At 69.5% G+C, this 25932-nt stretch carries 19 protein-coding genes and 1 other RNA gene; 9 read left to right on the top strand and 11 right to left on the bottom strand.

Features of this window, described 5'->3' with window-relative positions:
- Position 1 precedes the first annotated feature (1 nt).
- From D7006_RS25360 to D7006_RS25085, 3 genes are all read right to left on the bottom strand, one after another.
- The gene (locus D7006_RS25360; RefSeq protein WP_305852698.1) at positions 2-2335 is read right to left on the bottom strand and encodes a cellulose biosynthesis cyclic di-GMP-binding regulatory protein BcsB; all 2334 of its coding nucleotides are present in this window, start codon (positions 2333-2335) and stop codon (positions 2-4) included.
- 1 nt (position 2336) lies between these two features.
- Positions 2337-3494, bottom strand: coding sequence for a non-hydrolyzing UDP-N-acetylglucosamine 2-epimerase (gene wecB / locus D7006_RS25090; RefSeq protein WP_371745010.1), 1158 nt, complete (start codon positions 3492-3494; stop codon positions 2337-2339).
- A 323-nt stretch (positions 3495-3817) separates the two neighbouring features.
- A complete protein-coding gene (locus D7006_RS25085) occupies positions 3818-4618 on the bottom strand; it encodes a TlpA family protein disulfide reductase (protein WP_371745009.1) in 801 nt (266 codons plus the stop codon).
- Between the two features lie 16 nt (positions 4619-4634).
- Between D7006_RS25085 and argH the strand changes: the two genes are divergently transcribed.
- The 3 genes from argH (at position 4635) to lysA (ending at position 7839) form a co-directional block, all read left to right on the top strand.
- Positions 4635-6032 carry an argininosuccinate lyase gene (argH, locus tag D7006_RS25080; RefSeq protein ID WP_237355029.1) on the top strand — a complete coding sequence of 466 codons (1398 nt, stop codon included), beginning with the start codon at positions 4635-4637 and terminating at the stop codon, positions 6030-6032.
- A 98-nt stretch (positions 6033-6130) separates the two neighbouring features.
- On the top strand, positions 6131-6445 hold the full coding sequence (locus tag D7006_RS25075; RefSeq protein WP_229645907.1) for a lipoprotein: 315 nt from the start codon (positions 6131-6133) through the stop codon (positions 6443-6445).
- A gap of 125 nt (positions 6446-6570) precedes the next feature.
- Complete coding sequence (gene lysA / locus D7006_RS25070) at positions 6571-7839, top strand: diaminopimelate decarboxylase (protein WP_169123379.1); 1269 nt, start codon at positions 6571-6573, stop codon at positions 7837-7839.
- Between the two features lie 25 nt (positions 7840-7864).
- Here lysA and D7006_RS25065 read toward each other — a convergent pair whose 3' ends face one another.
- The 4 genes from D7006_RS25065 to D7006_RS25050 form a co-directional block, all read right to left on the bottom strand.
- The gene (locus tag D7006_RS25065; protein WP_237355027.1) at positions 7865-8878 is read right to left on the bottom strand and encodes an esterase-like activity of phytase family protein; all 1014 of its coding nucleotides are present in this window, start codon (positions 8876-8878) and stop codon (positions 7865-7867) included.
- On the bottom strand, positions 8875-10773 hold the full coding sequence (gene cobT / locus D7006_RS25060; RefSeq protein WP_237355024.1) for a cobaltochelatase subunit CobT: 1899 nt from the start codon (positions 10771-10773) through the stop codon (positions 8875-8877). The genes D7006_RS25065 and cobT overlap by 4 nt, the downstream gene beginning before the upstream one ends.
- A gap of 105 nt (positions 10774-10878) precedes the next feature.
- Positions 10879-11862 carry a cobaltochelatase subunit CobS gene (gene cobS, locus D7006_RS25055; RefSeq protein WP_210257788.1) on the bottom strand — a complete coding sequence of 328 codons (984 nt, stop codon included), beginning with the start codon at positions 11860-11862 and terminating at the stop codon, positions 10879-10881.
- A 103-nt stretch (positions 11863-11965) separates the two neighbouring features.
- Complete coding sequence (locus D7006_RS25050) at positions 11966-12577, bottom strand: J domain-containing protein (protein ID WP_169123382.1); 612 nt, start codon at positions 12575-12577, stop codon at positions 11966-11968.
- Positions 12578-12819: 242 nt separating this feature from the next.
- On the opposite strand from D7006_RS25050, the gene D7006_RS25045 reads away from it, so the two are divergent.
- From D7006_RS25045 to gyrB, 3 genes are all read left to right on the top strand, one after another.
- Positions 12820-13119 (top strand): BolA family transcriptional regulator, encoded by a 300-nt coding sequence (locus D7006_RS25045; RefSeq protein ID WP_169123383.1) that lies wholly within the window; start codon positions 12820-12822, stop codon positions 13117-13119.
- Positions 13120-13167: 48 nt separating this feature from the next.
- Positions 13168-13884, top strand: coding sequence for a 7-cyano-7-deazaguanine synthase QueC (gene queC, locus D7006_RS25040; protein ID WP_237355022.1), 717 nt, complete (start codon positions 13168-13170; stop codon positions 13882-13884).
- A 120-nt stretch (positions 13885-14004) separates the two neighbouring features.
- Positions 14005-16431 (top strand): DNA topoisomerase (ATP-hydrolyzing) subunit B, encoded by a 2427-nt coding sequence (gene gyrB, locus D7006_RS25035; protein WP_169123385.1) that lies wholly within the window; start codon positions 14005-14007, stop codon positions 16429-16431.
- Positions 16432-16475: 44 nt separating this feature from the next.
- Here gyrB and rnpB read toward each other — a convergent pair.
- Both rnpB and ligA read right to left on the bottom strand, forming a co-directional pair.
- Positions 16476-16846: RNase P RNA component class A (gene rnpB, locus D7006_RS25030), an RNA gene on the bottom strand.
- 47 nt (positions 16847-16893) lie between these two features.
- Positions 16894-19032: an NAD-dependent DNA ligase LigA gene (gene ligA, locus D7006_RS25025; protein WP_237355020.1), complete on the bottom strand. Its 2139-nt coding sequence runs from the start codon at positions 19030-19032 to the stop codon at positions 16894-16896.
- Positions 19033-19191: 159 nt separating this feature from the next.
- On the opposite strand from ligA, the gene D7006_RS25020 reads away from it, so the two are divergent.
- A complete protein-coding gene (locus D7006_RS25020; RefSeq protein WP_237355018.1) occupies positions 19192-21192 on the top strand; it encodes a c-type cytochrome in 2001 nt (666 codons plus the stop codon).
- Between the two features lie 184 nt (positions 21193-21376).
- Here the strand turns inward: D7006_RS25020 and D7006_RS25015 are convergent, their stop codons facing one another.
- Positions 21377-21679: a hypothetical protein gene (locus tag D7006_RS25015; RefSeq protein WP_169123388.1), complete on the bottom strand. Its 303-nt coding sequence runs from the start codon at positions 21677-21679 to the stop codon at positions 21377-21379.
- A gap of 162 nt (positions 21680-21841) precedes the next feature.
- Positions 21842-22471, bottom strand: a complete 630-nt coding sequence (locus tag D7006_RS25010) for an arylesterase (RefSeq protein WP_237355016.1) — start codon at positions 22469-22471, stop codon at positions 21842-21844.
- Between the two features lie 94 nt (positions 22472-22565).
- Here D7006_RS25010 and D7006_RS25005 point away from each other — a divergent pair, with 94 nt between their 5' ends.
- Positions 22566-23285, top strand: a complete 720-nt coding sequence (locus D7006_RS25005) for an ABC transporter ATP-binding protein (RefSeq protein ID WP_169123390.1) — start codon at positions 22566-22568, stop codon at positions 23283-23285.
- Positions 23282-25828, top strand: coding sequence for an ABC transporter permease (locus tag D7006_RS25000; protein ID WP_237355014.1), 2547 nt, complete (start codon positions 23282-23284; stop codon positions 25826-25828). Before D7006_RS25005 ends, D7006_RS25000 begins: the two co-directional genes overlap by 4 nt.
- Positions 25829-25932 lie beyond the last annotated feature (104 nt).

Raw genomic sequence — 25932 nt, 5'->3', positions numbered from 1 at the left:
GTCAGTTGCCGCGGCGACGCACTTGCGACGCGCGGATCAGCAGCAGGAAGAACAGGGCGGCGGCGCCGATGCCAAGAGGCAGGCCCCAGTCCGACGAATTCTGCCACAGCCGCTGCAGGGTTCCCGCCGGGCCGTCGGTGTCGGCGACGCGCACCGTGCCCGGGGCGGCGCCGGAGGCGACGAGCTCGGTCAGGGTGCCATCGACGCCCACCAGAGCCACATCACCCTTCGACAGGCGCACGGGCTTCGCCGGCGTCATGGCCACCGGCCCGATGCTCTGCCACAGGATGCCGCGGGCGTCGTCGCCGCGCACCGCCTGCACCAGGGCCACGTTCTTGAGGCCGGTGATGTCGAGCATGCGGGCCTTCTCGTCGGTGCCGACGATGAGACGGTCACCGTCCACCTTGGCCTTCACCGCCACGCCCTGGACCGGCACGTCGAGGGCGAGGAAGCCGCCGGTGGCGCGGAAGGGCGTGCCCACGGAGGACACGTCGAAGGTGCTGGTGCCGGCCGGCATTCCGGCGGCGGCGGCAGCGCGCACCACGCGCGGCAGGCTGGCCTTTGCGGTGGCGAGATAGCTGTCGGGAACCAGCAGCTTGCCGCCCGAGGCCATGGCCGAGATCACGCCCAGGAAGTCGCCGCCCGGCGCCGCGCCGCCCAGCTCGAAATGGCTGGTGGGCAGGACCGAGACCGGGAAGGCCTGGGGCGTCTCGCGGCAGCGGTCGCTCACCGGCTGGCGCTGGAAGGTCACGCGCAGCACGTTGCGCGCCGCGAGCGCATAGGGCGGCACGGCGGCCGTGACGTGCTCGGGATGGCCGGTGGCGTCGAGGCGCTTGGCGGCCAGCAGCACGTCGTTGAGGAACACCGCGACCACCGGTTCGGAGGTGGAGGCGCCCGGCGCGGCCGCGACATCGAGGTTCAGCCGGCTCGGCAGGCTGCGGCCACCGGTGGCGGCGGCGAGATCGAACGTCACCACCCAGTCGCCGCGGGCGAGCACGTCGAGGTTGCCGTCGGTCGGGCCGAGGCTGGAGAGCGGCACCGTCGAGGGCTTCTCCGGCCCCACGTCCACCGCGCGGATGGTCACCGTGCCGGAGGCCAGCGAAGTACGCCAGAAGCTGTCGAACAGCTGGGTGGCCTTGCCGCCTGCGGCGCTGCCGACCGCGATGATCGGGCGTCCGGCGAGGAACTGCAGGCTCACCTCGTCCGGGGCGATGCTGGAAGAGCCGAGGCTCGCCGCCTTGGCCCGCCATTCGGTGAAAGCGCCGGAGGCGGTGCCGAGGCGCGCGCCGAGGGCGTCGAGCGCGCCGCGGATGCCCGACAGAAGCGAGACGTCCGCCACCGCCACGTCGGCGCCGAGCGGAGAGCCCGGCATCACCAGAAGCGCGCCGATCTCGGACGCGTCGCGGATGCGGTAGCTCTTCACGCCGACGAAGCTCGAGAAGGGGGCGACCGCGCGCAGCGAGGCCGGCACGTCCATGTTGGTCAGGTCCACCTCGTCGCCGATGGAGGGCAGCGTCTTCACCACCAGGCGCTTGCCGGCGGTCTCGAGCGCGAGGCCGAGGCGCCAGGCGGTGTCGTAGGTGTCCTTGGAGAGGGTGCCGCCGGGCACCAGCAGCGCGCCCGAACCAGGCATGCCGCTCCAGGCGGTGGCGAGGCTGCGCACCTGCCCGGCGTCATAGCTGTAGGTGAAGCGGGTGGACGGGCGCAGCTTCAGCACGTTGCCGATGCCGCGCTCGTCGGCGCACAGCGCCTCGCCGATCACCGAGGACCAGGCGGTGCCGAAGCGCACGAAGCCGGTCTCGCGCGGACGATTGTCCACCGAAATGGTGGCATTGGCGCTGCCGTTGTCGCCTTCGAGGCGCCGCGAGAATACCGGGGTGCTGTCCACCGAGAGCACCATGGTGGTGCGCCCGCCGTCGCCGCGCAGATACTCGCCATCGACGGCGATGCTGGCATTCTCCAGCGGCACGCCGGCCGGCACCGGCAGATAGATGTCGCGCCGCGCATCCATGCCCTGCAGCACCACCGGCCCCTCGATGCCGAGATCGCCGAGGGTGAAGGACCGCGTGACGCGGGTGTCCGCCGCCCGCTCCTGGATGGCCGAGAGGATCGGGTCCACCGGCGGAACATAGGCCGGCGGCACATAAGCCGGCTGCGGCGCAACGGGGGCCTGCGCCACCACCGGCGGCGCCGGGCTGCGCGACTGCGCGGCGGCCGGCCAGGCCGCCAGCAGGCTCACCGGCAGGACGAGGGCGGCGGCCAGTGTCGAAAAGCGCCGGGCGGTGAGGGCCCGGGCGGCCCCGCCGCGGGCGGTGGAAGAGGCAACGTGTCGCATGTCAGTCTCTCACGAGCATGGCGTCTAGGCCGGCGGGACGCCGAGGAGCGGACGCGGCAGGCGGGGATTGGAGGGGGGAAAATTCCTGCACCGGCCGCCCGCAGATGCAGTCCACGATCCGGCGGCAGGCCTGCCCGTCGCCGTAGGGGTTGATGCGTCCGGCGTAGGCCGCATAGGCCGCCGGATCGTCGAGAAGGCGGGACACCGCGTTGACGATGGCGGCGCGGCCGGTGCCGACGAGCTGGACCGTGCCGGCATGGACCGCCTCGGGCCGCTCCGTCACCTCGCGCATGACGAGGACGGGCTTGCCCAGCGCGGGCGCCTCTTCCTGCACGCCGCCGGAATCGGTGAGCACAAGATGCGAGCGCTGCATCAGCCGCTGGAACGGCAGATAGTCGAGCGGCGGCACGAGATGCACGTTGGGCCGGCCGGCGAGCGCCGCGGTCACCGGTCCCTTGACGTTGGGATTGAGGTGGACCGGATAGACGATCTCCACGTCGCCGCGGTCGGCGATCTCGTCCAGCGCCTCGCAGATGTTGCGGAACCCCTCGCCGAAATTCTCGCGCCGATGCCCCGTCACCAGAAGGATGGGCCGGCGCGGATCGAGGGGCGGGAGTTCGGCGTCGAGGGCGGAGCGCAGGTCGGGATCGGCGTCGAGGCTACGCTGAACCGACTGGAGCGCGTCGATCACCGTGTTGCCGGTCACGAAGACCTGCCCCTCCAGCTGCTCCGACAGGAGATTGTCGCGCGCGCCGGCGGTGGGCGCGAACAGGAGGTCGCTGCACAGATCGGCGATGCGGCGGTTCATCTCCTCTGGAAAGGGCTGGCCGAGGTCGTAGGTCCGCAGGCCCGCCTCGACATGCCCCACCGGAATGCGACGGTGGAAGGCGGCGAGCGCCGCGGCCATGGCGGTGGTGGTGTCACCATGGACCAGCACGCGATCCGGCATCACGTCCGCCAGCACGCTGTCGAGCGCGGAGAGCGCTCCGCCGGCAAGACGATTCAATCCTTGGTTGTGGGCCATCAGGCCGAGATCGAAGTCGGGCGTCAGGTCGAAGAGGCGGAGAACCTGGTCCAGCATCTCCCGGTGCTGGCCGGTGACGCAGACGAGCGACTGGACGGCCGGCTCCCGCGCCAGCGCCTGGACCACCGGCGCCATCTTGATCGCCTCAGGGCGCGTTCCGAAAATCGTCAGTATTTTCAATGGTCGCCACCGGTGATTCGACTTCGAAAGAATGCGCGCGGATGTGCTGTCAAGAGCAAGATATACCAGCTCTTTTCGCGCAAATGAAAAAGGAGTGAAAGAAAGGTAAACGTCAGCGCCGCGCGACCGTGCCGGCCGCACCGCGTTTCCCCATCCCCCAGGTTGCAGAGAACTCTGCCGCCTGAAGGTTGCAAGAGCTTTAAGCGGGGCGATATTTTTGCAGATTGGGAGGTGGCGACCACTGTTGGGGCAGGTACCGCCTTCCGCCAAGCCTCAGCTCAGCGTGACCCTGCCGCATCCGCCCGGCCGGCGCCGATGGCGGCCTTCACCAGCGCTTCCGCATCGGCACCACCCCATTCGGCCGGGCCGGCGAGATAGGCCATCTCGCAGCCGTCTCGATCGACGAGGAGGGTGGTGGGCAGGCCGAAGCCGCGCCCCACGCCGCGCAGGGCCTGGAAGGTCTTGGTCGCCGGATCGGAATAGAAGGCGAGGCTGTTCACGCCGATCTCGGAGAGGAAGGCACGCGGCTTGTCCGGGTCGCGCGTATCGAGATTGACCGCCACCACGGCGAAATCCGGCCCGCCCAGCCGCTTCTCCAGATGGTCGAGGGCCGGCATTTCCTTGCGGCAGGGCACGCACCAGGTGGCCCAGAGATTGAGCAGCACCACCCGGCCCTTGAAATCAGCCAGGGTCACCGGCTTGCCGGAGGCGTCCGTGAAGGTCAGCGGCGGCAGGCGGCGCGGCTCGCTCGCCAACGCCAGCGCGGCAAGCTCGCCCTTGGCGAGGGGCGCGAAGGCCCGCACCCGCTCCACCGTACCGGCGCAGGCGGGGTCGCCGGCCGCCCCGGAGGGGGCTGCGGCCGGCACGCTCGCCACGCTCTGGCCCTGCGGTGCATTGCCGGGGAGGCGGTTCATCCCGTATAGGGCGAGCGCGCCGGCCACGGCGCCCGCCAGCGTCGCCAGCGCGACCACGCCGATCGTCCTCACCGCGGAAGAGCGCCTCGCCACCGGCGCGCCCGGCGCGGGGCCGGTCGCCGTGTCCTGAGGGTCAGTCGCGCGGTTGTCGTCGGCAGTGGTCATCACCGGAGGGTCCGTCATGAGCAACAAGATGTGGGGCGGGCGCTTCAGCACTGCCCCCGACGCCATCATGGAGGAGATCAACGCCTCCATCGGCTTCGACCAGCGTCTTTATGCGCAGGATATCGCCGGTTCAAAGGCGCATGCGGCCATGCTGGCCGCCCAGGGCATCGTGGCGGCGAAAGATGCCCAGAAGATCACCAAGGGTCTAGACACGATCCTGTCAGAGATCGAGGCGGGCAAGTTCTCCTTCCGGCGCGAGCTGGAGGACATCCACATGAACGTGGAATCGCGCCTCGCCGAGCTCATCGGCGCCCCGGCCGGACGCCTGCACACCGCCCGCTCGCGCAACGACCAGGTGGCCACCGACTTCCGCCTCTACGTCCGCGACACGGTGGACGCCCTCGACGCCCAGCTCGCCGATCTCCAGCGGGCGCTGGCGGAGAAGGCGCTGGCCCACGCCGCCACCGTCATGCCCGGCTTCACCCATTTGCAGACCGCCCAGCCGGTCACCTTCGGCCACCACCTGATGGCCTATGTGGAGATGATGGCGCGCGACCGCAGCCGCTTCGCCGACGCGCGGGCGCGCCTCAACGAGTGCCCGCTGGGCTCGGCGGCGCTGGCCGGCACCTCCTTCCCCATCGACCGCGAGGCGACGGCGGCGGCGCTCGGCTTCGACCGGCCCACCGCCAACTCGCTCGATGCCGTCTCCGACCGCGATTTCGTGATGGAGACGCTCTCGGCCGCCTCCATCTGCGCCATCCACCTCTCGCGCTTCGCCGAGGAGGTGGTGATCTGGACCTCACCGTCCTTCGCGCTGGTGAAACTGTCGGATGCCTTCACCACCGGCTCGTCCATCATGCCGCAGAAGCGCAATCCCGACGCCGCCGAGCTGGTGCGCGCCAAGGCCGGGCGCATCATCGGCGCGCTCACCGGCATCCTCGTGGTGATGAAGGGCCTACCTTTGGCCTATGCCAAGGACATGCAGGAGGACAAGGAAGGCGCGTTCGACGCCTTCTCGGCCCTGTCCCTGGTGATCGCCGCCACCGCCGGCATGGTCCGCGACCTGTCGCCGGACGAGAAGCGCATGGCCGCCGCCGCCGGCCAGGGCTATTCCACCGCCACCGACCTCGCCGACTGGCTAGTCCGGGCGCTCAACATCCCGTTCCGCGAGGCGCACCACATTACCGGCCGCATCGTGGCTCTGGCCTCGGACCGCGGCATTGCGCTGCACAAGGTGCCGCTCGAGGACATGCAGGCGGTGGACAAGCGCATCACCGGCGACGTCTTCTCCGTGCTGTCCGTGGTGCGCTCGGTGCGCAGCCGCACCAGCTACGGCGGCACCGCGCCGCAGCGGGTGCGCGCCCAGGCGCGGCGCTGGTTGAAGCGCCTCGGGGCGGCCCCGGACGCGACCTGATGCCGGCTGGACCCAGCCCCCGGCCAGCCCGGGGGCTCGCCTTTGCCGCAGCGCGGGCTATAGTGGCGCCGACCTTGATGCCAATGGCACGGACGAAGATGCGAACCCTTGCGACCCTGATGGCCCTCTGCGGCACCCTCGCCCTCGCGGCGTGCGGCGTGAAGGGTCCGTTGGAGCCCCCGCCCGGCGCCCACGCGGCGCCCCCGCCGCCGAAGCCCGCCACGGCCACGGCTTCGACGGATTCCAGCACGTCCTACGCCCCGCCCAAGACGGCGGCGGAATTCAACGAGAGCGCCGTTCCGCACGCCTCCTGGGAGAAGAAGAAGACCTCCGGCTCCACCAGCAGCTCGGACAAGCTGCTGAAGGGCATCGACCGCCCCGACCAGCCGCTCCTCATCGACGGCCTGCTCTGATCCGCAGGCCTGAAGGCCGCGCTGAACGGCCTTCCGCACAGCAACCCCTCCCTCGCTCCCCGGCGCCCGCCTGACGGCGCCACCCCGGCCGGGCGCGCAGAACGAGCCTCCGACAAGCCGCCCCGATGCACCATTTCGACTATCGCAACGGCCGCCTCCACGCCGAGGACGTCGACCTCACCTCCCTCGCCGCCGAGGTGGGCACGCCCTTCTATTGCTACGCAACGGCCACGCTGGAGCGGCATTATCGCGTGTTCATGGAGGCGTTCGCCGGCCGCGACGTGCTTTTGTGCTACGCGCTGAAGGCCAATTCCAACCAGTCGGTCATCTCCACCCTCGCCCGCCTCGGCGCGGGGGCGGACATCGTTTCCGCCGGTGAACTGATGCGCGCCCGCGCCGCGGGCGTGCCGGGCGAGCGCATCGTCTTCTCCGGCGTCGGCAAGACGCGGGAGGAAATGGCGCAGGCGCTGGACGCCGGCATCCTCTGCTTCAATGTGGAGAGCGAGCCGGAGCTCGACGCCCTGTCCGAGGTCGCGCTCTCGAAGGGCGTGAAGGCGCCGGTCTCCATCCGCGTCAATCCGGACGTGGACGCGAAGACCCACAAGAAGATTTCCACCGGCAAGTCGGCCACCAAGTTCGGCATCCCCATTTCCCGCGCGCGGGACGTGTACGATTTCGCCGCCCGCCTGCCCGGCCTCGCCATCTCCGGCGTGGACATGCACATCGGTAGCCAGATCACCGACATGGCGCCGTTCGAGAATGCGGTGACGCTGCTCGCCGAGCTGGCGCGCGACCTCATGGCCGCCGGCCACCGACTGCACCACATGGACCTCGGCGGCGGCCTCGGCGTGCCTTATGCCGCCTCCGACCCCGTGCCGCCCTCCCCCGCCGCCTATGCCGAGGTGGTGGGCCGGGCGCTGGGCGACATCAAGCTGCCGCTGGTGTTCGAGATGGGGCGGATGCTGGTGGCCAATGCCGGCATCCTCGTCACCCGCGTGATTTACGTGAAGAAGGGCGAGGGCAAGACCTTCGTGGTGGTGGACGCCGCCATGAACGACCTCATCCGCCCCACCCTCTACGAGGCCCACCACGACATCGTACCGGTGGCCGAGCCGGCGGCCGGCGCCGCCATGGTGGTGGCCGACGTGGTCGGCCCGGTGTGCGAGACGGGCGATTTCCTCGCCCTCGACCGGCCGCTGCCGGAGGTGAAGCCCGGCGACCTGTTGGCGGTGATGACGGCGGGCGCCTATGGCGCCGTGCAGTCCGGCACCTACAACACCCGCGCCCTGGTGCCCGAGGTGCTGGTGCGCGGGCCCGAAGTCGCGGTCGTCCGCCCGCGGGTCGATCCCGCGGCGCTCATCGCCCTCGACCGCCCGGCGCCGTGGCTGGATTGATCCCGCGCGCTCAACCTGCCGCGCCTCAGTCTCCCGAAACCGCGAAGCGCAGCAGGATGGTGCGCTGAAGTGGGCTGAAATTGTCATCCGAGATGAGCGTGAGCAGGATCTCGCCGGCGGCGCTTCGGGTGACGCCGAGGCCTTCCATGTTGTCGATCTCATGGCTCATGTCGAAGCGGCCCAGCACCTCGCCGGTGATGCGCGCGCCGGGCTTCACCTCGCTGGCGGGGAAGCGGCGGAGCTGCATGTTGACGCCTTCGAGCGGCGAATAATGGCGCTCCAGAAGGTAGAAATTACCATCCGGCCCCAGCGCGAGGTCGGTGGCGTCGAACGGGCCGCTCTTGGTCACCGTGAAGCCGCCGGGCGCTGGACCGCCGATGATGAAGCCAGGCAGATCGTCCGCCTTCTTCGCCCCTTCCTCGCCGATGGCGATGAGCGCGCCCTTGAGCGGGCCTGAGGGCATGAAAGCGAGGCTCTCGAGGCCGGTGTTGCGCCTCAGATTCTTGATGGCCGGCGCCGGCACGAGCGTGCCGCGCTTTCCCAGGGGATCGCGCGGGTAGCGCCAGATCTCGTTGATGGTCTCCATCGCCACATAGGCGGCGTCCGGCGCGAGGGCGAGGGATTCCACGTCCTCGCGGTCATTGTCCGCCTGCACCCGGCCCTCGGCATCGAGCAGTGCTGCCGCCTTCACATCGGCGACGCCGGTGGGGCGGTCATTCTCCGTGACGAGCCGGCCGGAGAGGAACAGGCCGGCGTCGGTGATGGCGAGGAAGTGCTCGTCCTGCTCCAGCGCGAAGCCGGAAATGCCGCCGAAGCCGGGAAAGGGTGAGGTGAGCACCAGCCCGCCGACAAACCGCAGCGGGCCGAACTGGGTGAGCTCGTCCCCCCGTTTGAAGGTCGTGACGGGCTGCGCCGTGACCGTGATGGCCACCGGCTCGGGCGGCAGCGCGCCCGGCTTGGAGAAGGCGAGATTGAACAGCAGAGCGCCGCCGAGCACCCCGGCGGCGACAATGCCGACAGCGCGCAGGCCCCGCTTCAATGCAGGCGGCCGCCCCGCGACGGCCCCTTGCCGGCGGCGCCGGGTGTTTCCTCGAACAGCTCGGCGAGCTTCTCGGTCATCACCCCGCCCAGCTCCTCGGCGTCCACGATGGTGACGGCGCGGCGGTAGTAGCGGGTCACGTCATGGCCGATGCCGATGGCGATCAGCTCCACCGGCGAGCGGGTCTCGATCTCGGTGATGATGTGGCGCAGGTGGCGTTCCAGATAGTTGCCGGCATTCACCGAAAGCGTGGAATCGTCCACCGGCGCGCCGTCCGAGATCATCATCAGGATGCGCCGCGCCTCGGTGCGGGCGAGCAGGCGCTTGTGCGCCCAGTCGAGGGCCTCGCCGTCGATATTCTCCTTCAGCAGCCCCTCGCGCATCATCAGGCCGAGGTTGCGGCGTGCCCGACGCCAGGGGGCGTCGGCGGACTTGTAGACGATGTGCCTGAGGTCGTTGAGGCGGCCGGGGGCGGCGGGCTTGCCGGCGGCGAGCCAGGCCTCGCGGGACTGGCCGCCCTTCCAGGCGCGCGTGGTGAAGCCCAGCACCTCCACCTTCACGCCGCAGCGCTCCAGCGTGCGGGCGAGGATGTCGGCGCAGGTGGCGGCCACCGTGATGGGCCGGCCGCGCATGGAGCCGGAATTGTCGATGAGCAGCGTCACCACCGTGTCGCGGAAGTCGGTGTCGCGCTCGCGCTTGAAGGACAGCGCCGCCATGGGGTCCATGATGACGCGCGGCAGGCGCGCGGGATCCAGCACGCCCTCCTCCAGGTCGAATTCCCAGGCGCGGTTCTGCTGCGCCAGCAGCTTGCGCTGCAGGCGGTTGGCCAAGCGCGCCACCACGCCCTGGAGATGGGCCAGCTGCTTGTCGAGATAGGAGCGGAGGCGCGTCAGCTCCTCGGGATCGCAGAGATCCTCGGCCGAGGTCTCCTCGTCGAACTTGGTGGTGAAGGCGTGGTATTCCGGCCCGCGATTGTCGTGGGTCATCGGCGGACGGGGGGACCACGGCTCGGCCGGCTCCTCGCTGTCGCCCATCTCGGTGCCATCCGGCACGTCGGCGGGGGGCGCGGCCTCGCTCTGGGCCGCGCTGTCGGGCATCTCCTCCTCGGAGAGCTCGGCCTCCATCTCGGTGGCGCCCTGCTGGCTGTCGTCCTCGCGGCTTTCGCCGTTCTCGCCGCCCTGCTCCTCGGCGCCGCCCTCGTTCTCGTTCTCCTCGGGCTCCTGCTCGGTGTCGAGGCCGCTTTCCTCGCCCATGTCGAGGGAGGCGAGGAGGTCGCGGGCGATCTCGCCGAACTTCTTCTGGTTCTCGATGCTGTCGATGAGCCGCGCGAGGTCGCCGGCCGCCCGCTCCTCGATGAAAGGGCGCCACAGGTCCACCACGCGCCGGGCATCCGGCGGCGGGGCCTCTCCGGTCAGGCGCTCGCGCACCATGAGGGCCACCGCATCGGCGATGGGCGCCTCGGAGCGCTCGGTGATGTCGGCATAATTGGCGCGGTGGTAGCGGTCCTGCAGCATGGCCGCGAGGTTGCGCTTCACGCCGGGCATGCGGTTGCCGCCGATGGCTTCCACGCGCGCCTGCTCCACCGCCTCGAACACGCCGCGGGCGACTTCGCCCTGGGGCAGCATCTTGCGATGGACGCCGGGATCATGACAGGCGCGGCGCAAGGCGAGGGAATCCGCATGGCCGCGCACGATGGCGGCGTCTTGCAGCGTGAAGCGGCGCGGCGGCTCGGGCAGGCGCACCCGGTCCGGGCCGAGCGCCGGACGCTCGGAGGCGAAGGACACCTCGAACTCGGAGACGCCGGCAATGGCCTTGAAGCAGCCCGTGACGGCGCGCTTGAACGGCTCGGACGGAGCTTCCTTGGGGGCCTTGCCGGTGGTGCGGTTGGTGGCCATGGCGCGTGCTTCTTCGGCTCTTGCGCCGTTTGAGGCGCTTCTTGCGGGGCGACAGGCCGCGCCATGGCGCAGCCTGTTCAATGGGCGCGGCTGAGCCGCACCCGTTCAGGACAGAGCGACGTTCACCGTGCTCTCGGCCAGCTCCTGGCCGAAGCAGCGCTGGAAGAACTCCGCCACCAGCGGGCGCTCCAGCTCGTCGCACTTGTTGAGGAACGTCACGCGCAGCGAGAAGGCGATGTCGCGGAAGATGTCCGCATTCTCGGCCCAGGTGATGACCGTGCGCGGGCTCATGACGGTGGAGAGATCGCCGTTCATGAACGCCTGCCGGGTGAGGTCGGCGAGGCGGACCATGCGGTTCACCGTGTCGCGACCTTCCACGTTCTGGAAGTGCTTCGCCTTGGCGAGGACGATGTCCACTTCCTTGTCGTGGGCGAGATAGTTCAGCGTGGTCACGATGGACCAGCGGTCCATCTGCGCCTGGTTGATCTGCTGGGTGCCGTGATAGAGGCCGGTGGTGTCGCCGAGGCCGATGGTGTTGGCGGTGGCGAACAGCCGGAAGGCACCGTGCGGGCGGATCACCCGGCTCTGGTCGAGCAGGGTCAGGCGGCCGGACGATTCCAGCACGCGCTGGATCACGAACATCACGTCCGGGCGGCCGGCGTCATATTCGTCGAACACGAGGGCGACGTTGTTCTGGTAGGCCCAGGGCAGGATGCCGTCGCGGAATTCGGTGACCTGCAGGCCATCCTTCACCACGATCGCATCCTTGCCGATGAGATCGATGCGCGAGATGTGGCTGTCGAGGTTGATGCGCACGCACGGCCAGTTCAGCCGCGCCGCCACCTGCTCGATGTGCGTGGACTTGCCGGTGCCGTGGAAGCCGGTGACCATCACGCGGCGGTTGCGGGCGAAGCCGGCGAGGATGGCGAGGGTGGTCGGCCGATCGAACAGATAGTCCGGGTCCAGCTCGGGCACATGCGAGTCGGCTTCGGAGTAGGCCGGGACCTCCATGTCGATATCGATGCCGAACGTCTGGCGAACCGACACCTTCATGTCCGGCATCGGGGCAGTGGTCTCCAAACCGCTCATAACTCCTCCGTCGGCGCGCCCCGCGCGCCCCTTTTCGTGTCCCAGTCCATCACGGCGCGGTCTTGTGGGCCGCCTCCGCGTCGCCGGCGATCCTGAGGACCGCTCAGCAGAAACCTGCCTGCTTGAGGCTGTTGTAGGCCTGGATGACGCTGCGCAGGCGATCCTCCGAGGAACGGTCGCCGCCGTTCGCGTCGGGGTGGTGCAGCTTCACCAGTTCCTTGTAGCGGGCCTTGATCTCGACCGGGCTGGCCGACATCTCGAGGCCCATCACCTCCAGCGCCCGCCGCTCCGCGGTGCGCACGATCTTGCCGTTGGGCTCCGGCCGGTCGGCTTGGAAGGTGGCGCCCATCTCGGCCGTGAAGCCGAAGGGGTCGCGCATGCCATCGGTGGCGTCCGCGCCCGCGCGACGCCCGCCCGCGCCCTTCATCCCCATCTTCCAAGTGGGGCGATGGCCGGTCAGCGCATCCTTCTGGTAGGCATACACCGCGTCGTCGGTCATGCCCGAGAAATAGTTGTAGGACTGGTTGTACGCGCGCACGTGGTCCAGGCAGTAGGACCAGTACTGGCCCTCCTTGTGCCGACCCTTGGGCGCCTTGTGCGTGCCCTCCGCCGTGCAGCCCGGCCACTGGCAGCCCGTCAGCGACATCCGGCTGCGGGGCCGGTCGTCGGCGGGCTTGACCCGGATACGGTCGAAAAGGGGGGAGTCGAGTTTCATGGCCGATCGATTATGTCCGCCGTTCCGCGACGCGGCAAGGAATTGCGGTGCAGCGCGCAGAGAAAGCGCCGGGCCACAGGGGTAGCGGGGGGATGTGACGTCGGGGTCGGAACCGGCTGAGCCGGCCTCATCGTGACCGAGGGTGGCAGGCCGCGACAAGCCCCATATAATGCCGCCCACGCGGGAGCGCCATAACCGGCCGCTCCCTTTGGTCCCTTCCATTGCACAGAAGCCTTTTCATCATGTCCCAATCTTCCCTTTCCGCCATCCGCCAGACGCTGGAAGCCGGCCTCAGCCCGCTCGCCCTCGAACTGGAGGACGAGAGCCACAAGCACGCCGGCCATGCCGGCGTGATGCACGACCACAAGGGCGCCAACCGCGGCGACGGCGGCATCACCCACCTTCGGGTGCGGGTAGTCTCCCCCAGTTTTACCGGCAAGAGCCGGGTGGAGCGGCACCGCATCGTCAATGGCCTGCTGGAAGGCGAGATCGCGCGCGGCCTGCACGCCCTCGCCATCGAGGCCAAGGCGCCCGGCGAATGAGCCACGCCCAGCGAACGAACCGCGTCCGGGGCATGGAGCCGTCCGCGCATGGCTGAGGCCGCGTTGCACCGGGAGGAGGGCGCGCTCGTCCTCTTTTCCGGCGGGCAGGATTCCGCCACCTGCCTCGCTTATGCGCTGGAGCGCTTCGGCCGGGTGGAGACACTGGGCTTCGACTATGGCCAGCGCCACGCCGTTGAGCTAGAGCGCCGCCCGGTGCTGCGCGCCGCCTTCCGCGCCCTCAACCCCGTGTGGGCCGCGCGGCTCGGCGACGACCACGTGCTGGATCTGCCCGTGCTCGGCCAGATCTCGGACACGGCGCTCACCCGGGACGTCGCCGTCCACATGGAGGCGAACGGCCTGCCGAACACCTTCGTGCCCGGCCGCAACCTCGTCTTCCTCACCTTCGCCGCCGCCCTCGCCTATCGCCGGGGGCTCCGGCACATCGTCGGCGGCATGTGCGAGACGGACTTCTCGGGCTATCCCGACTGCCGGGACGACACCATCAAGGCCATGCAGGTGGCGCTGAACCTCGGCATGGAGAAGCGCTTCGTCCTCCACACGCCGCTGATGTGGATCGACAAGGCGGAGACCTGGCGCCTCGCCGAGCATCTGGGCGGCCGGCCGCTGGTGGATCTCATCGTGGAAGAGACCCACACCTGCTACCTTGGCGACCGTGGCCACCGCCACGCCTGGGGCTATGGCTGCGGCGAATGCCCCGCCTGCAGGTTGCGAGCGGATGGGTTTGCACGCTACAGCGCCGGCTGAATGGCCCCTAAATGGCCGCCGAGCCTTGGAAAACGCAGGAAAACAAGCGCGACCGCCACCAAATAGCCGCCGCTTTGCGTTAGATTTGCAACACGTACCAGAACCGAATCGGAAGTCCCCATGGTCGAACCCGTGCCTGCCCCGTCCCCCGACGACTACGGCGCCCAGTCCATCCAGGTGCTCAAGGGCCTCGATGCGGTCCGCAAGCGTCCCGGCATGTACATCGGTGACACGGACGATGGCTCGGGCCTCCATCACATGGTCTACGAGGTGGTGGACAACGCCATCGACGAGGCGCTGGCCGGCTGGGCGAAGGAAGTCACCGTCACGCTGGAGGCCAACGGCTCGGTGACCGTGACCGACGACGGCCGCGGCATCCCCACCGACCTGCACCCCGAGGAAGGGGTTTCTGCCGCCGAGGTCATCATGACCCAGCTGCATGCGGGCGGTAAGTTCAACCAGAATTCTTACAAGGTCTCCGGCGGCCTGCACGGCGTGGGCGTCTCGGTGGTGAACGCTTTGTCGACCACGCTCGATCTCACCATCTGGCGCGACGGCAAGGAGCACTATATGCGCTTCCGCCATGGCGACGCCGAAGCTCCGCTCAAGGTGGTGGGCACGGCGCCGGCGGGCAAGCGCGGCACCAAGGTGACCTTCCTGCCGAGCCCCGAGACGTTCACCCGCATCGAGTTCGACTACGCCACGCTGGAGCATCGCCTGCGCGAGCTGGCCTTCCTCAATTCCGGCGTGCTCATCGTGCTCACCGACGCGCGCGGCCCCGAGCCGAAGCGCGAGGAGCTGCACTATGAGGGCGGCGTCGAGGCCTTCGTGAAGTATCTCGACCGCAACAAGACCGCGCTCATCGCCAAGCCCGTGGTGATCCGCGCCGAGAAGGACGGCATCACGGTGGAGGCCGCGCTCTCGTGGAACGACGGCTACCACGAGAACGTGCTGTGCTTCACCAACAACATCCCCCAGCGTGACCGCGGCACCCACTTCACCGGCTTCGCCGCCGCGCTGACCCGGCAGGTGCTGGGCTATGCCAACACCTCCGGCATCTCCAAGAAGGAGAAGGTGGACCCCACCGGCGAGGATTGCCGCGAAGGCCTGACCGCCGTGCTCTCGGTAAAGGTGCCGGACCCGAAATTCTCCTCCCAGACCAAGGACAAGCTCGTCTCCTCCGAGGTTCGCCCCGTGGTGGAGAACCTGGTCGGCGAGGCGCTCGCCAACTGGTTCGAGGAGAATCCGGTCGAGGCGAAGAACGTGATCGGCAAGGTGGTGGAGGCCGCAGCCGCCCGCGAAGCCGCCCGCAAGGCGCGCGACCTCACCCGCCGCAAGAGCCCGCTGGACGTGGCTTCGCTCCCCGGCAAGCTCGCCGACTGCCAGGAGAAGGACCCGGCCAAGTCCGAGATCTTCATCGTCGAGGGTGACTCGGCCGGTGGCTCCGCCAAGCAGGGCCGCGACCGCGCCTTCCAGGCCGTTCTTCCCCTGCGCGGCAAGATCCTGAACGTGGAACGCGCCCGCTTCGACAAGATGCTCTCTTCGGAGCAGATCGGCACGCTCATCACCGCGCTCGGCACCGGCATCGGCCGGGACGATTTCGACATCGCCAAGCTGCGCTACCACAAGATCATCATCATGACGGACGCCGACGTCGACGGCGCCCATATCCGCACCCTGCTGCTCACCTTCTTCTTCCGGCAGATGCCGGAGATCGTGGACGCAGGCCACCTCTTCATCGCCCAGCCGCCGCTCTACAAGGTCGCGCGCGGCAAGTCCGAGACCTATCTCAAGGACGAGAAGGCGCTGGAGGACTACCTCATCACCACCGGGCTGGAAGAGGCCTCGCTCCATCTCGCCACTGGCGAGGTGCGCACCGGCGCCGACCTCGCCCACGTGGTGGATGTGTCGCGCCAGCTGCGCAGCGCCCTTTCCGCGCTCCATCCCCGCTACAACCGCGCGGTGGCCGAACAGGCGGCGCTCGCCGGCGCCTTTGCCCCCGCCGCCCTGGAAGACGCGGCCACCGGCTCCGCCGCCGCGGCCGAGGTGGCCCGCCGCCTCGATGCGCTGGCTGACGAGACCGAGCGCGGCTGGACCGGCATCTGCGACGAGACCGGCTATGTCTTCTCCCGCACCGTGCGCGGCGTCGCCGAGGTGGCGCGGCTCGACCACGCCTTCATTGCCTCCCCCGAGGCGCGCCGGCTCGACACCCTCGCCCGCGACCTGGACGGCGTGTTCGCCGCCGCCGCGACCCTCAAGCGGCGCAGCGACGAGCAGGTGCTGTTCGGGGCCGTGGACTTGTTCGACGCCGTCACCGATTCCGGCCGCAAGGGCCTCTCGCTCCAGCGCTACAAAGGCCTCGGCGAGATGAACCCCGAGCAGCTGTGGGAGACGACGCTGGACATCAACGCCCGCTCTCTCCTCCAGGTGCGCGTGAAGGAAGTCGACGCCGCCGACGACCTCTTCAGCCGCCTGATGGGCGATACGGTGGAACCCCGCCGCGAGTTCATCCAGGAGAACGCGCTGCGCGCCAGCGTGGACGTGTGAGGGGGCGCGGCCGTGCGCCGCGTCTCTCATCAGGTCTTAGGGGAAACACCAGCCGGCCTGTAAGCCGGGTTCTGTACGGCGGGCGTTTCCGCCCGCGTGGCGACCATTCCTCTGGGACGCCGGTTGCCCGGCGCCTCTAGCAGTCAACCCGGACGGCGCCCCGTAGACAGGGGTGGTTTCCCGTGCCGTCCCTATTCGACTTTGCTCCCGGTGGGGTTTGCCGTGCCGCTCCCGTTGCCGGTCGCGCGGTGGGCTCTTACCCCACCGTTTCACCCTGGCCCATGCACGCATGGGTGGTTTGATTTCTGTGGCACTTTCCCTAGGGTCGCCCCCGCCGGACGTTATCCGGCACCGTGTCTGCGTGGAGCCCGGACTTTCCTCGACACCGAAATGCCGCGGCCGCCCGGCCGGCTGGTCGGGGAGGAATGGGGGTTCAGGGGCGGGGCGTCAAGAACTTCCTCCCTACCCCACCAGCTCGAACCACTCATCCTCGGTGATGACCTTCACCCCCAGCGCCTGCGCCTTCTCGAGCTTGGAGCCCGCGCCCGGCCCGGCCACCACGAGATCCGTCTTGGCGGAGACGGAGCCCGCCACCTTCGCGCCCAGCCGCTCGGCCATGGCTTTCGCCTCGTCGCGGGTCATCTTCTCCAGTGAGCCGGTGAAGACCACCGTCTTGCCCGCCACTGGGCTCTCGGCGGCGACGCGCTCCATGGGGGCCGGCGTCACTTCCGCGAGCAGGGCCGCGACCACCTCGCGGTTGCGCGGCTCGTGGAAGAATTCGATGACGGCTTCCGCCACCACGTCGCCCACGCCGTCGATGGCCAGCATCTCCTGCCAGGCCTCGTTGCCCTTTGGGTGCTCCTCGCCCGGGATCACGGCGGCCAGCGCGCCGGCTTCCAGCGCTTCCACCGTTCCGTAATGGCGCATGAGGCGCTTGGCGTTGGTCTCGCCCACATGGCGAATACCAAGGGCGAAGACGAAACGGTCCACCGCCACGTTGCGGCGGGACTGGATGGCGACGAACAGGTTGGCCGCCGAGGTCTTGCCCCAGCCCTCGCGGTTTTCCAGCCGCTGGAGGGAGCGGGCGTTGCGCGCCTCCAGAGTGAAGATGTCGGCCGGGGAGGCGATCAGCCCCCAGTCGTAGAAGGCGCGCACCTGCTTCTCGCCCAGCCCCTCGATGTCGAACGCGTTGCGCGACACGAAGTGGCGCAGCCGCTCCACCATCTGCGCCGGGCAGATGAGGCCGCCGGTGCAGCGGCGCACCGCGTCCACCTTACCGGTCTTGGTGTCCACCTCGCGCACCGCATGGGAGCCGCAGGCGGGGCACAGGGTGGGGAACTCATACGGCTTCGAACCCGCCGGCCGCTTCTCCGTGATGACGCGCACCACCTGCGGGATCACGTCGCCGGCGCGCTGCACCACCACCGTGTCGCCGACGCGGATGTCCTTGCGGGCGATCTCGTCCTCGTTGTGCAGGGTGGCGTTGGCCACCACCACGCCGCCCACCGTCACCGGCAGCAGCTTCGCCACAGGGGTGAGGGCGCCGGTGCGGCCCACTTGGATGTCGATGGCCTCCAGCACGGTGGTCGCCTGCTCGGCCGGGAATTTGTGGGCGATGGCCCAGCGCGGCGAGCGGGAGACGAAGCCGAGGCGGCGCTGCAGATCGAGCCGGTCCACCTTGTAGACCACGCCGTCGATGTCATAGGGCAGGCTCGCCCGCTGCGCCTCGATGGAGCGGTAATGGGCGATCAGCTCCGCCGCACTGGTCACGCGCACCATGAGCGGGTTGGTGGAAAAGCCCCAGCGGGCGAAGGCCTCCACCATGCCGTGCTGGGTCTCGGCCGGCAGCGGCGTCGCCTCGCCCCAGGCATAGGCGAAGAATTTCAGCGGCCGTGACGCGGTGATGGCGGGATCGAGCTGGCGCAGCGAGCCGGCCGCCGCGTTGCGCGGATTGGCGAACACCTTCTCTTCCGCTGCTGCCTGCCGGGCGTTCAGCGCCTCGAAATCGGCCTTCGCCATGTAGATCTCGCCGCGCACGTCGATGACGTCGGGCACGCCGTGGCCATGGAGGCGCTCGGGAATGTCGGCGATGGTGCGCACATTGGCGGTGACATCCTCGCCCTCGGCGCCGTCGCCGCGGGTGGCGGCGACTTCGAGGCGCCCCGCCACGTAGCGCAGCGAGCAGGAGAGCCCGTCGATCTTCGGCTCGGAGGTGAAGGCCACCACCTCCTCCGCGCCGAGACCGAGGAAGCGCTTCACCCGCGCCACGAACTCCTCGACCTCATCGTCGGAAAAGGCGTTCTGCAGCGACAGCATGGGCACGCCATGCACCACCTTGCCGAACTTCTCGGACGGCGCCGCGCCCACCTTGGCGGAAAGGCTGTCCTCGCCCACGAGGCCGGGAAAGCGCGCCTCGATGGCCTCGTAGCGGCGGCGCAGGGCGTCGTATTCGGCATCGGAGACGACCGGCGCGTCCTCGCGATAATAGGCCGCGTCGTGGCCCTTGATCTCATCGGCGAGCGCCGCGTGCTCAGCGGCGGCGTCGGAGGGCGAGAGGTCCTCCACGCTGAGGGAGCGCAGGGGCAAAGCGGGCTTGGTCATCGTCGGCGGTTCCCGGCAGGCGTCCGCCGTTGCGGGCGGGGGCAGCGCCTATATCCACTCCGGGTGCTCTTCATTCAATCTCACCGGGTGATTTTCGATCAATGTCGCCTTCCTGAAAAATGTCTAAGGTACGCCGACGCGAATCTCATGGGGGATGAAATGGTCAGGGTGTCCCGATACACGCGCCGGCTTGCGGCGCTTGCCGCCGCCACTTTTCTCGGCGCCGCAACGCCAGCCCTGGCGCAGTTCGCCCCTGACCCGTCAGCCGATCCGGCCCTCGTGGCGCGGGGTGAGTACATCGCCAAGGCGGCGGATTGCATGCCCTGCCATACCGGGGACAAGTCCAAGCCCTTCGCCGGCGGCCTCGCGCTGAACACGCCCTTCGGCGCCATCTACTCGCCCAACATCACGTCCGACCGCACCACCGGCATCGGCCAGTGGACCTACGACCAGTTCGTGAACGCGGTGCGCAACGGCATTCGCAAGGACGGTGCCTATCTCTACCCGGCCATGCCGTTCGACGCCTACACCGAGATTTCCGACGACGACATGAAGGCCCTGTGGGCCTATGCGCGCGCCATTCCGCCGATCCCCAACACGCCGCCCGCCAACCAGCTGGAATTCCCCTTCAACATCCGCCTCGGCATGCTGGCGTGGCGTGAGCTGTTCTTCGACCAGGGCCGCTTCCACCCGACCGCGGGCAAGAGCGATGCGTGGAACCGGGGCGCCTACCTCGTCAACGCCCTCGGCCATTGCGGCGACTGCCACACCCCGCGCAACCTGATGGGCGCGACCAAGGCCAAGGCCGCCTTCCTCGGCGCCGACATCGACGGCTTCTGGGCGCCGGACATCGACACCGCCTCGCTCAAGAAGACCTGGACGCCCGAGACCCTGGCCAACTTCTTCGCCACCGGCTCCGCGCCGGGCAAGACCTCGGTGTTCGGCCCCATGGCCGAGGTGATCCACGATTCCCTGAGCAAGCTGACCGCCGACGACCGCACCGCGCTCGTCACCTACCTGTTCGATGCGCCGCCCCCGGCGGACAAGCCGGCAGTGCAGAAGGCGTCCCCGCTGTCCGCCGACGTCTATGCGCGGGCGTCCAAGCTCTACATCGACAATTGCGCCGTCTGCCACATGGACAAGGGCGCCGGCCGCACCGACACCATTCCCGCGCTCGCCGGCAACCCGGCCGTGATCGCGGCCGAGCCCTACAACGTCATCATGGCGGTGCTCGGCGGACTGCCCGCGGGTGGCACCTACGGCGCCATGCCGTCCTTCGCCGGGCGGCTCGACGACCAGCAGATCGCCGACCTCGCCAATTATGTCCGCACCTCCTGGGGCAACACCGCAGCGCCCAACGTGACCTCCTCCATGGTCGCCGCATGGCGCGCCACGGCGCACGTCCCGGACTACGGCACGCAGGCGGCGTCCGCCTTCACCTGCCCGGACGTGGGCGGCGCGCCCGGCTCCGATGGTCCGGATGCGAAGGCCGTGGCCGCGCTCTCGTCCATGATGGCCGGCGGCCAGCGCTCCATTCCCATGATGGTGGATGCCTACAAGGCCGCCTCCGGCTCGGCCGGTTCCGGCACGATCGTGGATGCGCTCACCGCCGCCTATTGCCCGGTGGTGGCCAAGAGCAATGCGCCGGACTGGCAGAAGACCGCCGAGCTGCGCCGCTTCACGCTGCAGGCGGCCATGGAGGTCTCGCGCCGCACGATCTCCGGGCCCGTGGACAGCCAGCCCATCGCCTGGGCGCTGCCGGTGGGTCCTGGCCTCGTGCTGAAGGAGCCTGCCAGCCTCGCCGACAAGCTCGCCTGCCCGGCCGATGACGGCAAGGCGGTGCCGACCGACCTCTCGGCGGGGGCGGCCAAGCTGCTCACCGGCGTGAAGCCCCCCATGCAGGGCGCGGCCATCGCCTCGGCGGCGACCACGCTCTACCAGCAGAACCCGAAGGCCCGGCCGTCGGACGTCGCCAACGCCCTCATCGCCTCCTATTGCCGGATCGTGACGGGAGTGAAGACCTCGGTGGCGGAGCAGAACGCGCTGCTCAACCAGTTCGCCGGCCAGGCGGTGCAGACGCTCCAGCTGCTGCCCCCGCGCAAGACGGTGGTGGAAGCTGCCCCGGCCGCGACGCCGGCTACGCCTGCCAAGAAGAAGTGAGGCGAGGCCCCGGCGTGTCCGGGGCCTTACTCGCCCGCCGTCTCCGGCGTGCTGCCGGACTGAAGCGCAGGGCGATGCTTCAGGGTCCGTTAACCCTGTTTCATGTGAAACGGCCGCTCCGGAAATCGGGGCGGCCGTTTGCTTTTGTGCCGGAAAATCGCTGAGGGCGGCGCCCTCGGGGGCGTCAGTCGTGGCTCTGAAGGCCGTCGTGGACCTCGAACACCACGTTGCCCTGCCGCCAGGCGAACGGGGCGCCGGGGTCCTGCACCTTGATCTCGCTCTGGGGAATGAGCTTGTCGCAGAGCATCACCAGGATGTCCTCGATCGGGGCGGTGGTGTCGTTCTCCTCGGTCATGCGATCGATGGAGATCTCGCCGCCTTCCACGCCGTCGTCCTCGATGTGGACGATGAAGATCTCTTCGTGGCCGTGGATGCCGTGGGCGGTGACGCGGAACGTTTCTCCCTGATACTCAAATTCCCGGACCATTGTTCATTCTCACTGCTGTCATTGAAAAATACGCTGGGACGCAACGGTACTGGCGGGGAGACCCCAAAAAACGGCGAAATCTAGAATCGTGACTATGGATTGGTCAAGGCCTGATCGGCCTAGGTCAAACTGATCAAATATTGAGCAACAGACCGGTGCCCGTTATCGCGCCGCCGTTTCGCGGGCACGCACCACCAGTTGCTCCGCCATGGGCAGGATGCCGGAGACGATGCGGTCCACGCCTTCCGGCGTGGGATGGAGCCCGTCCGGCAGGTTCAGGGCCCGGTCGCCCGCTATGCCTTCTAGAAAGAAGGGATAGAGCAGCACGCCCTCGGCTTCGGCGATGTCCGGGAAGATCTTGTCGAACGCCTCGCGGTACGGCCGGCCCATGTTGGGCGCCGCCTTCATGCCGGCGAGCAGCACGGTGATGCCGCGCTTGCGCAGCCGCTGGACGATCTCGGTGAGCGCCTTGCGCGTCACGGCGGGATCGAGCCCGCGCAGCATGTCGTTGGCGCCCAGCTCCACGATCACCGCGTCCGTGCCCTGCGGCACCGACCAGTCGAGGCGGGCGAGGCCCTGGCTCGCCGTCTCGCCGGAAACGCCGGCATTCTCCACCTTCACGTCCAGCCCCTTCGCCCTGAGCGCGGCTTCCAGCCGGGCCGGGAAGGCGGCGGTGCGCGGAATGCCGTAGCCGGCGGTCAGGCTGTCGCCGAGGGCGACGATGCGCAGCGTCGCCGCCTCCGCCCCTGACGCGAACGTGAAGACGAGGAAAGCGGCGATCAGCCCCGTCACCGCCTTAAATGATAGGTCCCATGGGGCAACCGGCAGGTCCCTCTTTCGTCCCTGCCCAATCCAACGCAGCACCGGACGCACGGCAAACCCTGGCATGGACGATATTTCCTCTCCGCTTCGCACCATCGAGCTGAAGCATGTGGACCTTTCCCTCGGCACGGGGGCGGCCCGGGTTCATGTCCTGAAGGACATCTCTGTCGAGATCGGGGCAGGCGAGGCCGTGGGCCTCGTCGGTCCGTCGGGGTCCGGCAAATCGACGCTGCTCATGGTTATGGCGGGGCTGGAGCGGGTGGATTCGGGGCAGGTGAACGTCGCCGGCACGGACATCACCCGCCTCGGCGAGGACCGGCTGGCGCGCTTCCGTGGCCGGCATGTGGGCATCGTCTTCCAGTCCTTCCACCTCATCCCGACCATGACGGCGCTGGAAAACGTCGCGGTGCCGCTGGAACTCGCCGGCCGCACCGACGCCTTCGACCGCGCCCGGCAAGAACTCGCCAATGTGGGTCTTGCCGAACGGGCACAGCATTATCCGGGCCAGCTTTCCGGCGGCGAGCAGCAGCGCGTGGCCCTGGCCCGTGCCCTCGCCCCCGAACCGCCCATCCTTGTCGCCGACGAGCCCACCGGCAATCTGGACGAGGCCACCGGCCGGCAGGTCATGGACCTCATCTTCTCCGTCCACCGGGCGCGCGGCACGACGTTGGTGCTCGTCACCCACGATGCGGCGCTCGCCCGCCGGTGCAGCCGGGTGCTGCGCCTGCGCTCGGGGGTGATCGAGGAGGACAGCAAGTCCGGCCTCGAGGTGGCCGCCCGATGAGCCTCGCCACCTCGCGGCTTCCCGTGCCGCTGCGCCTCGCCCTGCGTGAACTGCGCGGCGCGCGGCGGGGCTTCGGCATCTTCCTCGGCTGCTTGGTGCTGGGCGTCGCCGCCATCGCCGGCATCGGCTCGTTCGCCGGGGCGCTCACCCAGGGTCTGGAGCGGGAAGGGCGCGCCATTCTCGGCGGCGACGCCGGCTTCAGCGTCGTGCAGCGGGAGATGACCGCCGAAGAGCGCGCCAGCCTCGACCGCCACGGCACGCTCGGTTCCGTCGCCCTGCTGCGAGCCATGGCCCGGACCGAAGCGGGCGACGCCTCCCTCGCCGAGCTGAAGGCGGTGGACGGCACCTATCCCCTCGTCGGCACGGTCGGCCTCGATCCGCCCATGCCCGTCGCCGATGCGCTGAAGGAGAGGAACGGCGTGTTCGGCGCCGCCGCCGATCCGGTGCTGCTCGGCCGGCTCGGCGTGAAGGCCGGGGACCGCATCCGGGTGGGCGATGCCACGCTTGAGATCCGCGCCGCGCTCACGAGCGAGCCGGACAAGCTGTCCTCCGGCGTCGGCCTCGGCGCCCGCCTCCTCATCTCCCAGGCAGCGCTGCCGGCCACCGGCCTTATCCAGCCCGGCAGTCTCGTGCGCTGGAGCTATCGGCTGCTGCTGGACAATCCCGCCCCGGAGAACCTGAAGGCGGTGATGGAGGAGGTGCGCGAGCCCATGGGCCGCGCCGGCTTCGAGGTCCGCACCCGCGACGGTGCGACGCCCCAGCTCGCGCGCAATGTGGGGCGCATCAGCCAGTTCCTCACCCTTGTGGCCCTCACCGCGCTGCTGGTGGGCGGGGTGGGCGTCGCCAATGCGGTGTCGAGCCATCTCGCCGGCAAGCTGGAGGTCATCGCCACCCTGAAGGCGGTGGGCGCCACCCGCCGCGACGTGTTCCTCACCTATGGCGCGGAGATCGGCCTGATCGCCGCCTTCGGCATCGTGCTCGGCCTGATGCTGGGCGCGGCGCTCCCCTTCGCCGCCACCGCCGCCATCGGGGCGCTGGTGCCCTTCCCGCTCGATCCGAAGATCGACGGGGCGGCGCTGGCGCGGGCGGCGCTTTACGGGCTGGTGGTCGCCGCCGTGTTCTCGGTGATCCCGCTGGCGCGGGCGCAGGAGGCGCGGGTTTCGGCGCTGTTCCGGGATGGCATCGGCGAGATGCGGCGGCGCATTTCGCTGCCCTATCTGCTGCTCGTCGGCGGCCTCGGGGCGGCGCTGGTGGTGCTCGCCCTTTTCACCTCCGACGACAAGCGGGCCGCCGCCATCTTCCTCGCCGCGGCCGCCGCCGTGTTCGTGCTGCTGCGGCTGGTCGCCTCCGGCCTCATGGCCCTCGCCCGGCGGGCGCCGCGCCCGCGCGGCGCGGCGGCGCGACTCGCACTCGGCAACATCCACCGGCCCGGTGCGCTCACGCCGTCGGTCGTGCTCTCGCTGGGGCTGGGCCTGTCCCTGCTGGTGGGCATCTCGCTGGTGGACGCGAGCCTCAATCGCGAGCTCAACGGCCCCGTGCGCGAGAGTGCGCCGAGCTTCTTCTTCGTGGACGTGCCGAACAGCGAGGAGGCCGAATTCCGCGCCTTCCTCGCGGAGCAGGCGCCGGGGGCGGTGGTGAAGTCCGTGCCCATGCTGCGCGGGCGGATCACCCATGTGAAAGACATCCCCGCCGAGGAGGTGAAGCCCCGCCCCGATGCGGCCTGGGTGCTGCAGAGCGACCGCGGCATCTCTTCCTCCGCCACCGTGCCCGAGGGCTCCACCGTGGTCGCCGGGACATGGTGGACGGGAGACGAGACCGAACCGCTCGTGTCCTTCGACAGTGAACTCGCCGCCGGCCTCGGCCTCAAGCTCGGCGACACGGTGACGGTGAGCGTACTGGGCCGCAGCGTCAGCGCCCGCATCGCCAATCTCCGGCAGGTGAAGTGGGAGCGGCTCGGCATCAATTTCGTCATGGTGTTCTCGCCCGCGACCTTCGCCGGCGCGCCCTATACGGTGCTCGCGACCCTCGCCTTCCCCGATGGCGGCGACACGGCGCGAGAGATCGCGCTGCTCAAAGCCATGGCGGCGCGCTTCCCCGCCATCACCACGGTGCGGGTGAAGGAGACGCTGGAGGAGGCGCAGCGCATGCTGGACAACCTCTCCCTCGGCATTCGCGCGGCCAGCCTCGTCACCCTCATCACCTCAGTCCTGGTGCTGGCGGGGGCGCTCGCCGCCGGGCGCGAGCGGCGCATCTACGACGCGGTGATCCTCAAGACGCTGGGCGCCACCCGTGGCCGCCTGACCCTTGCCTATGCTCTCGAATATGCGGGCCTTGGGCTCGCCACTGCCATCGTCGCTACGGCGGCGGGCACGGCGGCGGCGTGGGGGGTGGTGACGCAGGTGATGGATATCCCCTTCACCTTCGCACCGCTTCCCGCCTTCGGCGCGGTGGCGGCGGCGCTCGCCGTGACGCTGGTGGTCGGGCTCCTCGGCACGTTGCGGGCCCTCTCTGCGCCGCCGGCCCGGGTGCTGAGGCACCTCTAGGGAAGTATTTGACCTAACGTATTCTTCGCCGGCTCCACGAAAACTTTACCAGCGCCGGGGCAGGAATGATACGAAACTGCACCGCGCCGACGCCTTCTGCGAAT

It is taken from the genome of Xanthobacter sp. YC-JY1 (assembly GCF_021730305.1).
GTDB lineage: Bacteria > Pseudomonadota > Alphaproteobacteria > Rhizobiales > Xanthobacteraceae > Xanthobacter > Xanthobacter flavus.
This window is presented reverse-complemented; position numbering and strand designations above follow the sequence as displayed.

Coding starts and splice junctions, on each gene's coding strand:
- D7006_RS25360 (WP_305852698.1), bottom strand. CDS start 2,335: ATGCGACACGTTGCCTCTTCCACCGCCCGCGGCGGGGCCGCCCGGGCC.
- wecB (WP_371745010.1), bottom strand. CDS start 3,494: ATGGCGCCGGTGGTCCAGGCGCTGGCGCGGGAGCCGGCCGTCCAGTCG.
- D7006_RS25085 (WP_371745009.1), bottom strand. CDS start 4,618: ATGACCACTGCCGACGACAACCGCGCGACTGACCCTCAGGACACGGCG.
- argH (WP_237355029.1), top strand. CDS start 4,635: ATGAGCAACAAGATGTGGGGCGGGCGCTTCAGCACTGCCCCCGACGCC.
- D7006_RS25075 (WP_229645907.1), top strand. CDS start 6,131: ATGCGAACCCTTGCGACCCTGATGGCCCTCTGCGGCACCCTCGCCCTC.
- lysA (WP_169123379.1), top strand. CDS start 6,571: ATGCACCATTTCGACTATCGCAACGGCCGCCTCCACGCCGAGGACGTC.
- cobT (WP_237355024.1), bottom strand. CDS start 10,773: ATGGCCACCAACCGCACCACCGGCAAGGCCCCCAAGGAAGCTCCGTCC.
- cobS (WP_210257788.1), bottom strand. CDS start 11,862: ATGAGCGGTTTGGAGACCACTGCCCCGATGCCGGACATGAAGGTGTCG.
- D7006_RS25050 (WP_169123382.1), bottom strand. CDS start 12,577: ATGAAACTCGACTCCCCCCTTTTCGACCGTATCCGGGTCAAGCCCGCC.
- D7006_RS25045 (WP_169123383.1), top strand. CDS start 12,820: ATGTCCCAATCTTCCCTTTCCGCCATCCGCCAGACGCTGGAAGCCGGC.
- queC (WP_237355022.1), top strand. CDS start 13,168: ATGGCTGAGGCCGCGTTGCACCGGGAGGAGGGCGCGCTCGTCCTCTTT.
- gyrB (WP_169123385.1), top strand. CDS start 14,005: ATGGTCGAACCCGTGCCTGCCCCGTCCCCCGACGACTACGGCGCCCAG.
- ligA (WP_237355020.1), bottom strand. CDS start 19,032: ATGACCAAGCCCGCTTTGCCCCTGCGCTCCCTCAGCGTGGAGGACCTC.
- D7006_RS25020 (WP_237355018.1), top strand. CDS start 19,192: ATGGTCAGGGTGTCCCGATACACGCGCCGGCTTGCGGCGCTTGCCGCC.
- D7006_RS25015 (WP_169123388.1), bottom strand. CDS start 21,679: ATGGTCCGGGAATTTGAGTATCAGGGAGAAACGTTCCGCGTCACCGCC.
- D7006_RS25005 (WP_169123390.1), top strand. CDS start 22,566: ATGGACGATATTTCCTCTCCGCTTCGCACCATCGAGCTGAAGCATGTG.
- D7006_RS25000 (WP_237355014.1), top strand. CDS start 23,282: ATGAGCCTCGCCACCTCGCGGCTTCCCGTGCCGCTGCGCCTCGCCCTG.